Here is a 12,280-nt window from a genome sequence, read left to right as displayed (position 1 = left end):
CTGGCATTGCTCACAGCAAGGGGAGGAGCCATCAGCGGTCAGCGGTCAGCTGTCAGCTTTAAAGAGGAGGAGAAACATGAATCAAGCCCTGAAATGTTCAGGGCCTGGGAATGAAGACAGTTTTAAGCGTTGTGGAGTTTGATGATATGAATGCTTGAAATGAGGTTGATGTTCAATTGCTTTTGAAATGCTGACTGCTGATGGCTGATCGCTGACGGCTATTAAAGATTTTCCTGGGGCAGCAGCATCCAGAGAATCAGGTACACGGCGGCCAGAATGCCTCCGCTCATCAGGGTGATGACAGCGAAAACGATGCGCAGGATGTTCACGTCCATGCGGTAGTAACGGCTGATGCCACCGCAAACCCCGGCAATCATCCGCTCGGTTCTGGAGCGCCTCAGGTCTCCGAAGAGTGGGGGAAAGGTCTTCTCGCCACCCATGGGGGCTTCAGGGAGCAGAATCCAGGCGGCAATGTAAGCAAGCAGGAGGACGCCTCCCACGGGGTAGTAAATGGCGAGCAGGGCCACGGCGATGCGCAGGATGGCAGGATTGATGTTGAAATAATTGCCCAGTCCACCCATGACGCCCGCAAGAATGCGGTCCTGTCTGGTTCTGAAAAATTTCTTCTGGTCCAACATGGTCTCGTTCACCTCTGATCAGGAATACGGCCTGTGGTTCCAGAAGGTTCCCGGGCATTTTGGCCTCTTTTGCAGGAACAAAAAACCCCTCTTCCAGCTGGAAGAGGGATGCCGGGATCAGCGTTTACAGCCCGAAACGGGCGTAGATGGCGTCCACTTCCCTGAGGTACCAGTCCAGGTTGAAAGCAGCATCAAGCTGTTCGCTGGACAGCGGCATCTCGCTGTCTTTTTCGAGGAGTTCACGCAGGGGAACGCCCGTTTCCCAGGACTCCAGGCTGTTGCGTTGTACGATGGCATAGGCGGTTTCACGCAGCATGCCCGTGTCGATCAGTTTGTGCAGCACCCGCTGGGAGAAAATCAGGCCACCGAGGGCATTCATGTTCTGCAGCATGCGCTCGGGGAAAACCACGAGGTCTTTGAGGATGCGGGTCAGGCGACGGGTGGCAAACGTGGCTGCTGCTGTGGTGTCCGGCAGGATCACCCGCTCTGCACTGGAGTGGGAGATGTCCCGCTCGTGCCACAGGGCGATGTTTTCGAGGGCCACCTGCAGGTTGCCGCGCATCAGGCGGGCCATCCCGGTGATGTTCTCGCAGCCAATGGGGTTCTTCTTGTGGGGCATGCTGGAAGAGCCTTTTTGACCCTTGGCGAAAGGCTCCATGGCCTCACGCACTTCGGAGCGCTGCAGGTGACGGATCTCCACTGCAATCTTTTCAAGGGTGGCCCCAAAGATCGCCAGGGCGCTGAGCACTTCGGCAATGCGGTCCCTGCTGAGGGTCTGGTTGGTGACTTTGGCAATCTCCCATCCCCAGGAGGTGGCCACATGCTCTTCGACTTTGGGACTGACGTGGGCAAAAGTGCCCACAGAACCGGAGAGCATCACCACACGCACCTGCTTGCGGGATGCTTCCAGGCGGTGCAGGTCACGGTCCAGGGCGCTCATCCAGTTGAGGAACTTCAGACCGAAGGTCATGGGCTCGGCGTGAATGCCGTGGGTGCGCCCGATGCAGGGGGTGTGCTTGTAGGCCACCGCCTGGTCCCGGCACACGTCGCGCAGGTCCTGCACGTCCTTGATGATGATCTGCAGGGCCTCATCCAGAATCAGGTTCTGGGCGGTGTCCACCACGTCGGTGGAGGTCAGGCCCAGGTGGATGAAGCGGGCATTCTCGCCATAACGCTCGGTCAGTGCAGTGGTGAAGGCCACGATGTCATGACGGGTCACGTTTTCGATTTCGGCCACCCGCTCTGCGAAGGCTTCATCCAGAGGGTCGGTCTGGGATTTGCTGAGCAGGTCTTCATAGGCTTCGCGGGGAACTTCTCCCAGTTCCACCCAGGCACCCACAGCTTCAAGTTCGACTTTCAGCCAGGCCCGGTAACGGTTGGCCTCGGACCACAGGGTTTTCATTTCTTGGGTCAGGTAACGGTCAATCACCCTGTTAATGTACCGTATCTGCCGTGCGGCAGCATGTCACTCTTTTAGGCAGCTCAGGGTTTCGCGACCTGTGGCTTTTTGTCTTTGCCTTCATCCGGGTTCTGTACGCCCACATAGAGCACCTTGATGTTCGGGCTGGTGAGGACATCCGCTGGCACGTAGGCATTCCAACCTTTGTTGAAGGGAATGGGTTCAGGCATGCCCACATACCGGGCCAGTTCATTCTGGTAGGTGGAGCAGTAGTAGGTTCCAGGGAAACCCGTGAAGTCGTAATAGGTGTTTGCAAGCTGCCGGATGCGGTACCCCATGCGCCTCAGTTGCTCGGGGGTGGTGCCATCGTCCAGAATCACCACGGCGTGGTAGTCATACAGGCGCTTCAATGGGTGAAAGCCGTTCAGCATGAAAAACTCTCGGGCTTCTGCCAGAGTGTCATCGTCCCACTTTCGGGTGATGTGAGAGCAGGGACCCCAGGGTTTGAAAAACACGGTCTTGTCACTGCAGGCCAGAATCAGGCTGCCATTGGGTGCTTTCCTGAGGGCTTCTGGAATGTCCATCCAGCGGGTGCGGGGCACCTTCTGCTGGGTCAGAAGCTGGTGTGGAAGGATGTCCTGAATTTCGTCACTGACCTGAAAATGCACATCTCTCACGCCCTGTGTGGGGGTGACGAACATGCAGGAGGTGAGTCCTGGAACAATCAACAGCAAAAGGGTCCATTTTGAAAAATTCATCTTTACCCCCAGTTTATGGGGTGCAGGTCAGGAATGTGGTGAGCACGGCCCATTTGACCAGACACCTGCCCCTCCATCAGATGCCCGGATGACATCTGAGGGGTTAAGCTGACCCCATGAGCAAAGAGCTGAACCGTTTTCTGGATGTGGCCATTGAAGCAGCAAGAAGCGCCGGTGCCATTCACCTGTTTTACCGGGATCAGGATTTTGGTGTGTCCAGCAAAAGCAATTTTTCGGATCTGGTCACCATTGTGGACAAAAAGTCCGAGGAGAAGATCCGGGAAGTGATCCTGGGCCAGTTCCCGGACCACGCCATTCTGGGTGAAGAGATGGGCCAGAACCGTGAAGCAGAGCACCTGTGGGTGGTGGACCCTCTGGATGGCACCGTGAATTATGCCCACGGTTTTCCTTTCAGCTGTGTGTCCATCGGGCTGGAGATTGGTGGGGTGCGCAGTGTGGGGGTGGTGTTCGATCCGAACCGGAGTGAACTGTTCACTGCGATCAGGGGGCAAGGAGCATTCCTGAATGGTCGCAGGATTCAGGTGTCCTCGACCCCCGACCTGATGTCCCCGGCTTTGCTGGCGACAGGTTTTCCTTATGATGTGGCGAGTGACCCCACCAACCTGGAAAAGTTTTCGCGTTTCCTGAAACTGGGACTGCCTGTGCGCCGTCCTGGTGCTGCAGCCCTGGACATTTCCTATGTGGCCTGTGGCAGGCTGGACGGCTTCTGGGAGTACAAGCTGAACCCCTGGGATGTCAGTGCTGCCCTGCTGATTCTGGAAGAGGCTGGAGGAGCCTTCAGTGCCATGTCGGGAGAGGCCTTCCGGTATGGAGACCCACTGGTGCTCAGCAATGGCAGAATCCAGCAGCAGATCCTTGAGGTGCTGAAATAGCTCTCAGCGATCAGTGGTCAGCTTTCAGCAAAGAAGGCAGCCCATCTGCGCTTGCCATAAGAGGAGTTGATCCTTATGGAAACTTCACAACATTCTGCATTTGAAGCCACCCTTCCCCATTCCCGAGAATGGTACCAGGCTCTGGCATCCAACCAGGGCCAGTACGCCTACCCCTGGAAGCAGGTGCTTTCTGCTCCGGGAGGGGAAGACTGGTTTTCCCATCTGCTGGAGCAGAGCCTCTCTTCAGAGAAGCGTGTGCTGGAAGCAGGCTGTGCCCATGCTCCAGATGCCCGTCGGTTTGCCCATCTGACCGCTTCATGGACGGGCTATGACTGGATGGAAGGATTTCTGGTGGAGGCCAGGAAGCATGTACCCGGAGGGCATTTTGTCTGCTGGGATGGGAAGTCGGATGTTCCTGATGGTTTAAAGGGAGCCTATGATGTGCTGGTGTCCAGAAGAGGTCCGACCAGCTTTCTGAACCACATCAAAACTTTTGCCGCTCCCGGGGCGCACATGCTTTGTGTTTATCCCACAGAGGACATCCGCACAAAAGTGTTGCACCAGCTGGAGCAGGTTCAGGCAGATGTGCTGGGAGAATGGACCTTCAGGACCAGAGGATTTCTGCCTGAGTTTCAGGATTTCCTGCTGTACCAGCGCTGGCATGGAGATTCACATTCAGAGGCAGAGCTTGAACAGACCTGGGACAGCCAGGCCACACCTGCAGGTTTTCCCATTCTGGAAGAGCGCTATGTGGTTCAGGCCCGGATGGGCTGACCCTGATACACATCGGGTGAAAGGCAGCCATTAGAATTCTCCTGTGCTGAGAGCCTACACCCCTGCCCACATTGTTTTTCCGCTTCCCGAAGGCCACCGTTTTCCCCTGTACAAGTATGCGGGGGTGCGGGACCGCCTGCTCGGGAAGCTTCCCATTTTGAATGCTGAACTGCTGCCCTGGGACCTGGCCGCCACGGTGCATGACCATGCTTACCTGAACCGCTGGCGTTACGGCGAGATGAGCCGCCAGGAAGAACGGGAATATGGCCTTCCCTGGAGCGTGCAGGTGGTTGAGCGTGCCAGAGCTGCAGCAGGAGGAACGCTTGCAGCAATGCAAGACGCACTGAACACCGGATGGGGCATCAATCTGGCCGGAGGGACCCACCATGCCTTTCGGGACCGGGCAGAAGGATTCTGCCTGCTCAATGATGTGGCCATCTGCACCCATCTGGCCCTGAAAGAGGGTCTGGCAAAGAGGATTCTGGTGCTGGATCTGGATGTGCACCAGGGGAATGGCACAGCCAGCCTGCTCTCTTCATTTTCGGAGGTCTTTACCTTGAGTGTGCATGGAGAGCGAAACTACCCTTTCAGAAAGGAAAAAAGCTCTCTGGACATTGGGTTGCCTGATGGGGTGACGGATGTCCATTACCTTAATGTTCTGGAAACGCAGGTGAAAGCAGCCCTTGAAAGCTTCAGACCCGACCTCATTTTTTATTTGGCCGGTGTGGACGTGCTTTTCAATGACCGCTTCGGGCGTTTTGCCCTGACCCTCGAAGGGGTGGGGGCACGGGATGCCTGGGTGTTTCGCTGGTGTTTTGGGCATGGAATTCCAGTGGTGAGCACCATGGCAGGCGGTTACAACCGTGATCCAGAAATGACTGTACAGGCCGCTGCCCAGACGATTGAGGTCGGACTTTTCCTGAAGTGAGGCTGCATGGGGACTGAAGCGAAGCTTAGTCAAATCTTGTACACAGCTGAAATTTCCCATCTGGGTCGAAATATTTTTGATTCATTCTGAGTAAAATGAAAAAACCTCCAAGAGATTTCCGGGGGCTTTGTGTGTATAATTGCTATTGAACAGTAGGTTTTGCTTATACTGAATGACAAAGCTGTACAAGGTTTGTTCAACTTCAAGCACGATTCGGGCACACAGCCCAGGGAGGGTTAACCATGAAAACTTACGGATCTTACACAATGGTGGACGTACACGGACAGGGCCGCCCCCTGCGTCGCGGAGACACCCTGTACTACACCGGAGACGCCAGCCCCAGCCTCTACAGACTTGAAAAAGGCCTGCTCAGGGCCGTCCGTCTCACCCCCCAGGGCCGCAACCTCACCGTCCGTCACATCCAACCCGGAGACATCTTCGGTGAAGAAGCTTTGCACGGCCTTCAACGCTCCCACCAGGTGATTGCCCTCACCGACGCTGTGGTGCACCCCATCTACCCCCAGGAACTGCAAGGCGAAGCCCTCTGGGAAGTGCTGCAGAGCCTCAGCTCCCAGCTCCAGCGCGTCATGAACGACGGTGTGCACATCCAGGACGGTGAACTGCGTGAACGCATCGCCCGTTACCTGCTCAACCTCGCCGACTCCTCCCTCGGTGGGGAAGACTCCGAAGGCGTGCGCTTTGTGCGTGCCACCCACGAACTGATTGCAGAAGGCACCGGAGCCACCCGCGAAAGCGTCTCCAAACTGATTGGTGAAATGCGCGACGATGGCCTCCTGAGCCCCGCCTACCGCTGCATTGCCCTCACCAACGAAGCCGACCTGCGTGCCATTGCTGGCTTATAATCCCCCCATTTCAGCTCCATCCCTCTGAGATTCAAGCCCACCCGAACGCCAGTGGACTGGGTCCGGACGCCAGAAGCCGCATTTCAGGTGTCTCTGATGAGGACCCGCTCCCAGAGCCGAGAGCACTGGACCTTTCTTCAAGCCTCATCTCAAATCAGACAAAAAGCATTCACAACAGAACCCCGGGAGACACCCCGGGGCTTCTTTTTGGTGGTTGCAATTTAAAAGTCTGTCCAGATGTGTCAAACCTGTGCTGCAGGAGGCAACCTTTTGGGTTCCCTGAACTTGATGTTCTCCCACTCTCCCTCTTCAATGACTTCCAGATTCGGGTTGAGGTCTCTGAAGTGCTGCACCACCCTCTGCACCAGATCGTCAGGTGTGCTTGCTGCAGACGTGATGCCGATGCTGTTCACCCCTGAGAAATCGATGGTTCTGACATCTTCATCGGTTTCCAGACGGTGTGCGCGGCCACACAGGGATTCGGCCAGTTCCAGCAGGCGCATGCCGTTGCTGGAGTGGGTGCTGGTCAGGACCAGAAAGGCCTGCACATGGGGAGCAATGTTCTTCACGGCATCCTGCCGGTTTTTGGTGGCGTAGCACAGGTCATCACTGGGCGGAATCACCATGTTGGGGAAACGGCTTTTCAGCACCTCGATGGTTTTGTACACATCATCGACATTCAGGGTGGTCTGGGTGAGGACCACCACCCGATCTGGATCGGGCACGGTGACGGTGTGGGCATCAGACATGCCCTTGCTTTCCTTGCCCAGCACAGCAACAACTGTGGTGACCTCAGGGGCTTCTCCCTGGGTTCCAATCACCTCCTGGTGCCTGGCACTGTCTCCAATCAACAGGATGTGGTACCCCTCACGGGCGTATTTTTTGGCCTCAGTGTGCACCTTGGTGACCAGGGGACAGGTGGCATCGATGGTGTGAAGGCCCATCTCTGCAGCCCTCTGGCGCACCACCGGACTGATGCCGTGGGCACTGAAGACCACGGTGTCCCCCTCTGCAGGAAGCATGGGCAGACCTTCAAGGTCCTCCACGAAGTGCACACCGTACTGGTCTTCGAGGCGTTCCACCACGGTATGGTTGTGTACGATGCTGTGGTACACCGTGACGGGTTTTTCCAGGGATTGCGCTGCTTTTTCCACGGCCTGAATGGCCATCACCACACCTGCACAGAAGCCTCTGGGCTTTGCGAGGTAGATCCGCTCTATCATGTCCACAGTCTATGCAAAAAAGGCCACTTCAAGGGTGAGCCTCGCCAGTTTTAGGGTCGGGTCTGCTGCCTTCTTTTCCGAAAGCCTCCACCTGCGCCGTGATGTCGATTCTTTCGGTGCGTTTCTCTGCAGGAGCAGGAACTTCGATTTTTCTGCGGTTGATGCCCAGCACCACTCCGGCAATGCCCAGCAGAACCAGCAACCACCAGGGCCTTTTCATGGGGCCTCTTTCAGCAGCCCCAGACGGCGGGCCAGCTCGTCTCCAATGATGTACTCGTCCTCATCGACTTTCATCAGGGAGCACTTGCGGGGCAGGTAAAAAGCTTTGATGACCTCCCAGGCCTCATCCTCATCTTTTGCCTCGTAGCCCAGGTCCTCGATGGTTTCCATCAGCATGCCATCCAACTCTTCGCTGCGCAGGGCTTCCAGGTGGCCACTGAAAACGTACAGGTCCACGGGCTCATCGGTCTTTTTGGGCTTGATGTCCTTCTTGAACACCAGTTTTTCATCCCGTTCCACCAGAGAGGACAGCAGGGTGTCCAGTTCCTGGCGAGAAAGCACAATTACAGGTTCTTCCATAGCTGATTGCATTTTACTGGAGAAGCCGGGGGCCGAAGGCCTGTATCCACATCTGTAGGGGCGGGCCGCTGGCTCGCCCCCGATGGCATGAATCCAAAACAAGATCCTGTTCTCCATGCTCCACAGACAAAAGGCGTACAGTGAAGAAAGAGTTCAACATTCCTCACTTCTCTGCTCTGAGAAATGAAGCATGATGCAGTACATCTGACGCTGCATTCAATGCGCATCGTTCACGGAGGTCAATATGAAAGCGTTTTGGACCCTGTTCCTCTGGCTGGTCAGCCTCAGTGCTTTTGCCCAGAGTGGAGGTGGTTTCGGAGGATCTGCGCCCAGTTCGGGTGGAAGCTCGGGGGGAGGCTTTGATGGGGGTGGAGGATACTCCGGTGGGGGGTATTCCGGTGGAGGTTATTCTGGCGGCTATGGTGGTCCCATCTTCATCGGTGGTGGTGGGGGAGGAGGCCTTTTCACCATCATCTTTGTCATTGTCATTGCCATGGTGATCATGTCCGCCATGCAGAAAATGCGCAAAGGTGGAGCCGCAGGGGTGGCAGGAGGGTACGGTCCTCAGGCGCAGGCCCTCAAAGTTCAGATCCTGCTGGCCGAGGGGGACGAGGTGAAACGGGCCATGCAGCACATCGCCCAGACCGGAGACACCTCCAGTGCGCAGGGTCTGGCCCGCATGCTCAACGAGGCGGCACTGAATGTGCTCCGTCACCCGGACCGCTGGATGTACGCCTACATCGATGCTGCCACAGGACATCAGGCCCAGATGGATGGGCAGGTGGGGGCCTGGGCAGCAGAGGCCCGCAGTGATTTCACCGAACAGACCACCAGCAATTACGGCAAATTCCAGCGCACCACCTCCAACCAGGAAAAAGGAGGGTTCTATCTGGCAGTGACCCTGATGGCAGCTTCCAGCAGCCTCCCCCAGATCAGCAAGGAGGTGACCCCCCAGAATGTGCAGCAGGCGGTCACCACACTTGCCAGCCTGTCCGGGGTGGGTCTGGTGCGCATTGATGTGGTATGGAGTCCCGATCAGGAAGGGGAATTCCTCACCGAGGACGAGGCCCTGATGAAGTACCCTGAACTGACCAAACTTTGACCTGTGGTCTCATGGACCCTCTTCAGCACTGGAGAGGGTTTTTCGCTGTAACAAACGTTACACATGAGGATTCCATTTCCGATTCATGAGCCTGCGTTAACAAGCCAGCCCGCTTTGGCACGTATACTGTAGGGCAGCATGGGCCGCATTGACGGAAAATACGAAATTGTTCAGGAACTCTCCAAAGAAACCCACTCCACGCTCTACGAGGCCACCGGACCCGGTGGGGAGTTGGTTCGTGTGGACTGGTTCACCATCGTGGACCCGAGCACCCGCACCCTGTTCCTGAAGTACCGCACGGCACTGAAAGGCAGCGAAAGCCCCCTCCTGCAGGATGTGGTTTCCAAGCCTGGAGCCTACTACACCGTCTGGAAGACCACCGAAGTCGATCCCATCGAAAATTTCCTGCAGGCACACGTCAAGGATGCTGCTGCAGTCGAAGCCCTGATCACCCTGGTGCAGGTGCTGACCGAACAGGGCTTTGCCGCCCAGGATGCCGACATTGGTCTTCTGGATGGCAAACCTGTTTTGAGAGGCCTGAAATTTGTTGAGCGTCCCATTGAGGAGGTGCAAAGGCTGAATGCCGAGTTCCTCAAGCCCTTGCAGAGCTCCAAGGTGCGAGCCACCAAACCCAGAAAGCCAAAACCTGTCAGGCCTCGCCTGACCATCTGGGGATGGCTGCCAGGCCTGCTGTTTTTGACCCTCACAGGCTACGTGATGAGCAAGGCCACCCAGTCTTACCTCAACCCCCCCATCTTCACTGTGCCTGATGTGACCGGCAAGAGCATCACCCAGGCAGCCACCGCAATGGTGGATGCGGGTTTTCGGGTGGCCGTGGTGGATGGGGAAGAGCCAGGGATTGCCATTGGAACTGTGATTGAACAGGACCACAAAGGCGGGACCAGTTTGAACGTGAACCGTCTGGTGACGCTCACCGTGAACAATCCACCCCCCCTCAGTGTTCCCAAGATCACGGACATGACGGTGGGCGAAGCCACCCGAACCCTGCAGGAAGTGGGGCTCAAGGTCGGTGCGGTCACCACCTCTCCACCCAATGACCTGACCCTTCCCAAAGGGTCCATCATTGCGCAGGACCCGGAGCCCGGAACCCAGGTGGGCAAGGGAAGCACCATCAACATCCTGATCTCTGGTGGCAAAAAGGTGAAAGAAACCTTCCTGCCCACCCTCAAGGGCATGACCTTTGATGAAGCCAAAGCAGAAGTGGAGAAGGCCGGTCTGGTCCTCAACAAGGTGCAACAGATCACCAGTGAACTCCCTGAAGGTACCGTCATTCGCCAGACCCCGGACGAATACAAAAAAGTTCCTGTCGGATCTCCGGTGACCATCTACATCTCCAGGGCTCCCATTGTGGCACCACCTTCACGGGACAATGGGCAGACCAGAGTAGGCCCCATTCCTCAGCCTGCCCAGGAACCCACAGGCGGCACCACTGACCCCGGAGAAACCACAGGCGGCACCACCGACCCCGGAGAAACCACAGGCGGCACCACTGACCCGGGAGGAACGGGCACCGAGACCCCTGACCCTGGCACCCAGACCCCTGAAACCCCTGAAACCACCCTCAAGAAGTTCCAGTACGTTTTCCCAAGCGATCTCGGTCCTGGCGTTGCAGAACTGAGGGTCCAGGACGAGACCGGGGAGAAGAGCATTGTGAAGATTCCCGATGCTGCAGGCACCTCAGCAGACATCGAGGTGAACGTGACCGGAAATGCGGTCTTCAACCTGTATCTTGATGGTCAACTGGTCAGCAGTTTCGAACGCTGAATTTTTGTGATTCTGTGAGCCTCTCTGTCTTCAGAGAGGCTGTTTTGCATGGGAAGTTCACTGGTGAACTGGCTTCCTTTGTCGGTGGGCAGGTGTATTAGACTGTCCCTGTATGCAAGCGTACCTGGATTATGCCGCCACCACGCCAATGAGCCCCACCTCCCTGGAGGCCTTTCAGAAAGCAGCGCAGGTGCTGGGCAATGCCAGCAGCGTGCACCGCGCCGGACAGCATGCCCGTGAGTTGCTGGAAGAGGGACGGGTGATGCTGGCAGAGAGCATCGGTGCGCATCCGCTGGAAGTGATCCTCAACTCGGGAGGCACCGAAGGGGACAACCATGTGTTCTGGAGTGTCTCCCGGCAGTTTGAGAGGGGACACATCATCACCAGCAGCATTGAGCACAGTGCGGTGCTGGCCCCTGCCCGTTTTCTGGAAGCCACCGGGCGTTTCGAGGTGACTTACCTGCAGCCAGACCGTTATGGCCGCATCTTCCCAGAGCAGGTGGAAGAAGCCCTCAGGGAAGATACCGTGATGGTTTCGGTCATGCATGCCAACAATGAAGTGGGAAGTGTGCAGGACATCCGCAGCATTGCAGAAGTCTGCCGGGCCAGAGGTGCACTGGTGCACACGGATGCTGTGCAGTCTCTGGGCATCCTGCCTGTGGACGTGCATGCATGGGGAGTGGATTTTGCCTCCTTCAGTGCCCACAAATTCTATGGACCCACCGGAGTGGGCATGCTTTATGTGCGCAGAGGACTGGAACTGACCCCCCACATGATGGCCGGGCATCAGGAAAAGGGTTTTCGGGGAGGCACCCACAACGTCAGTGGGGTGTACGCCGCAGGTGTTGCTGCCAGAGAAGCAGTGGCCCTGCAACCTGAGACCCACACCCGGCTTCAGCAACTGAAAGACCGCCTGCAGCAGGGACTTGCCTCCTTGGAAAACATCAGCTTCAACCATGCGCCTGATTCCAGTCCCAAAGTGCTCTCTGTAACGGTGCATGGTGCAGATGGAGAGGCCCTCCTGATGAATCTTGATCTGGAAAGTGTGTATGTCTCAGCAGGAAGTGCCTGCTCTGCGGGAACGATGCAGGCAAGCCATGTGCTGCTGGCTCTGGGCCTCAGTGAAGAAGATGCCAAATCCAGCCTGCGTTTCAGCCTGGGACGTGGAGTGACAGAAGCAGAGATTGATTTCGCCATTGAGGGTTTCAAAGCAGCGGTCTCCAGAAGCCGTTTCTGATGCCTTCCTGGACCCCGGACCAGAACCCTTCGTTCTGGTCTTTTGTTGATGGAAAAACGACAATTTTTGAACAGGCACTTCATTGGTTCGTGACACCTTCT

13 protein-coding genes are annotated in these 12,280 nt (G+C 56.8%); 7 read left to right on the top strand and 6 right to left on the bottom strand.

What is annotated here, in order from left to right:
- Positions 1-221 precede the first annotated feature (221 nt).
- From DC3_RS14690 to DC3_RS14680, 3 genes are all read right to left on the bottom strand, one after another.
- Entirely contained in the window at positions 222-638 is a 417-nt protein-coding gene (locus DC3_RS14690; RefSeq protein ID WP_146885553.1) for a PspC domain-containing protein, read from the bottom strand.
- A gap of 124 nt (positions 639-762) precedes the next feature.
- Complete coding sequence (gene purB, locus DC3_RS14685) at positions 763-2,067, bottom strand: adenylosuccinate lyase (protein ID WP_146885551.1); 1,305 nt, start codon at positions 2,065-2,067, stop codon at positions 763-765.
- A gap of 53 nt (positions 2,068-2,120) precedes the next feature.
- A complete protein-coding gene (locus DC3_RS14680; protein WP_146885549.1) occupies positions 2,121-2,795 on the bottom strand; it encodes a hypothetical protein in 675 nt (224 codons plus the stop codon).
- 116 nt (positions 2,796-2,911) lie between these two features.
- Between DC3_RS14680 and DC3_RS14675 the strand changes: the two genes are divergently transcribed.
- From DC3_RS14675 to DC3_RS14660, 4 genes are all read left to right on the top strand, one after another.
- Positions 2,912-3,688, top strand: a complete 777-nt coding sequence (locus DC3_RS14675; RefSeq protein ID WP_146885547.1) for an inositol monophosphatase family protein — start codon at positions 2,912-2,914, stop codon at positions 3,686-3,688.
- Between the two features lie 75 nt (positions 3,689-3,763).
- On the top strand, positions 3,764-4,462 hold the full coding sequence (locus tag DC3_RS14670; RefSeq protein WP_146885545.1) for a class I SAM-dependent methyltransferase: 699 nt from the start codon (positions 3,764-3,766) through the stop codon (positions 4,460-4,462).
- 43 nt (positions 4,463-4,505) lie between these two features.
- Positions 4,506-5,390 carry a histone deacetylase family protein gene (locus DC3_RS14665; RefSeq protein WP_146885543.1) on the top strand — a complete coding sequence of 295 codons (885 nt, stop codon included), beginning with the start codon at positions 4,506-4,508 and terminating at the stop codon, positions 5,388-5,390.
- Positions 5,391-5,632: 242 nt separating this feature from the next.
- The gene (locus DC3_RS14660; protein WP_146885541.1) at positions 5,633-6,253 is read left to right on the top strand and encodes a Crp/Fnr family transcriptional regulator; all 621 of its coding nucleotides are present in this window, start codon (positions 5,633-5,635) and stop codon (positions 6,251-6,253) included.
- Between the two features lie 242 nt (positions 6,254-6,495).
- Here DC3_RS14660 and ispH read toward each other — a convergent pair whose 3' ends face one another.
- Genes ispH through DC3_RS14645 form a run of 3 tightly spaced genes read right to left on the bottom strand, consistent with a single transcriptional unit; the run spans position 6,496 to position 8,055 of the window.
- On the bottom strand, positions 6,496-7,476 hold the full coding sequence (gene ispH / locus DC3_RS14655) for a 4-hydroxy-3-methylbut-2-enyl diphosphate reductase (RefSeq protein WP_146885539.1): 981 nt from the start codon (positions 7,474-7,476) through the stop codon (positions 6,496-6,498).
- A gap of 28 nt (positions 7,477-7,504) precedes the next feature.
- A complete protein-coding gene (locus DC3_RS14650) occupies positions 7,505-7,696 on the bottom strand; it encodes a hypothetical protein (protein ID WP_146885538.1) in 192 nt (63 codons plus the stop codon).
- On the bottom strand, positions 7,693-8,055 hold the full coding sequence (locus DC3_RS14645) for a hypothetical protein (protein WP_246130676.1): 363 nt from the start codon (positions 8,053-8,055) through the stop codon (positions 7,693-7,695). The genes DC3_RS14650 and DC3_RS14645 overlap by 4 nt, the downstream gene beginning before the upstream one ends.
- A 244-nt stretch (positions 8,056-8,299) precedes the next feature.
- On the opposite strand from DC3_RS14645, the gene DC3_RS29980 reads away from it, so the two are divergent.
- The 3 genes from DC3_RS29980 to DC3_RS14630 all read left to right on the top strand — a co-directional run bounded on the left by DC3_RS29980 (position 8,300) and on the right by DC3_RS14630 (position 12,179).
- A complete protein-coding gene (locus DC3_RS29980; protein ID WP_146885534.1) occupies positions 8,300-9,157 on the top strand; it encodes a DUF1517 domain-containing protein in 858 nt (285 codons plus the stop codon).
- Between the two features lie 138 nt (positions 9,158-9,295).
- Entirely contained in the window at positions 9,296-10,942 is a 1,647-nt protein-coding gene (locus DC3_RS14635; protein WP_146885533.1) for a PASTA domain-containing protein, read from the top strand.
- Between the two features lie 112 nt (positions 10,943-11,054).
- Entirely contained in the window at positions 11,055-12,179 is a 1,125-nt protein-coding gene (locus DC3_RS14630; protein ID WP_146885531.1) for a cysteine desulfurase family protein, read from the top strand.
- Positions 12,180-12,280: the final 101 nt, after the last annotated feature.

Origin of the sequence: Deinococcus cellulosilyticus NBRC 106333 = KACC 11606 (genome assembly GCF_007990775.1) — a bacterium.
Lineage (GTDB): Bacteria > Deinococcota > Deinococci > Deinococcales > Deinococcaceae > Deinococcus_C > Deinococcus_C cellulosilyticus.
Note: the sequence above shows the minus strand (reverse complement) of the source record. Positions and strands in the feature narration are given on the sequence as shown.

Excerpts from the sequence above, each read along its gene's own strand:
- DC3_RS14630 (WP_146885531.1), top strand. The coding sequence starts at position 11,055 with ATGCAAGCGTACCTGGATTATGCCGCCACCACGCCAATGAGCCCCACC.
- DC3_RS14690 (WP_146885553.1), bottom strand. The coding sequence starts at position 638 with ATGTTGGACCAGAAGAAATTTTTCAGAACCAGACAGGACCGCATTCTT.
- DC3_RS14670 (WP_146885545.1), top strand. The coding sequence starts at position 3,764 with ATGGAAACTTCACAACATTCTGCATTTGAAGCCACCCTTCCCCATTCC.
- DC3_RS14635 (WP_146885533.1), top strand. The coding sequence starts at position 9,296 with ATGGGCCGCATTGACGGAAAATACGAAATTGTTCAGGAACTCTCCAAA.
- DC3_RS29980 (WP_146885534.1), top strand. The coding sequence starts at position 8,300 with ATGAAAGCGTTTTGGACCCTGTTCCTCTGGCTGGTCAGCCTCAGTGCT.
- DC3_RS14675 (WP_146885547.1), top strand. The coding sequence starts at position 2,912 with ATGAGCAAAGAGCTGAACCGTTTTCTGGATGTGGCCATTGAAGCAGCA.
- DC3_RS14660 (WP_146885541.1), top strand. The coding sequence starts at position 5,633 with ATGAAAACTTACGGATCTTACACAATGGTGGACGTACACGGACAGGGC.
- DC3_RS14645 (WP_246130676.1), bottom strand. The coding sequence starts at position 8,055 with ATGGAAGAACCTGTAATTGTGCTTTCTCGCCAGGAACTGGACACCCTG.
- DC3_RS14680 (WP_146885549.1), bottom strand. The coding sequence starts at position 2,795 with ATGAATTTTTCAAAATGGACCCTTTTGCTGTTGATTGTTCCAGGACTC.
- DC3_RS14650 (WP_146885538.1), bottom strand. The coding sequence starts at position 7,696 with ATGAAAAGGCCCTGGTGGTTGCTGGTTCTGCTGGGCATTGCCGGAGTG.
- ispH (WP_146885539.1), bottom strand. The coding sequence starts at position 7,476 with ATGATAGAGCGGATCTACCTCGCAAAGCCCAGAGGCTTCTGTGCAGGT.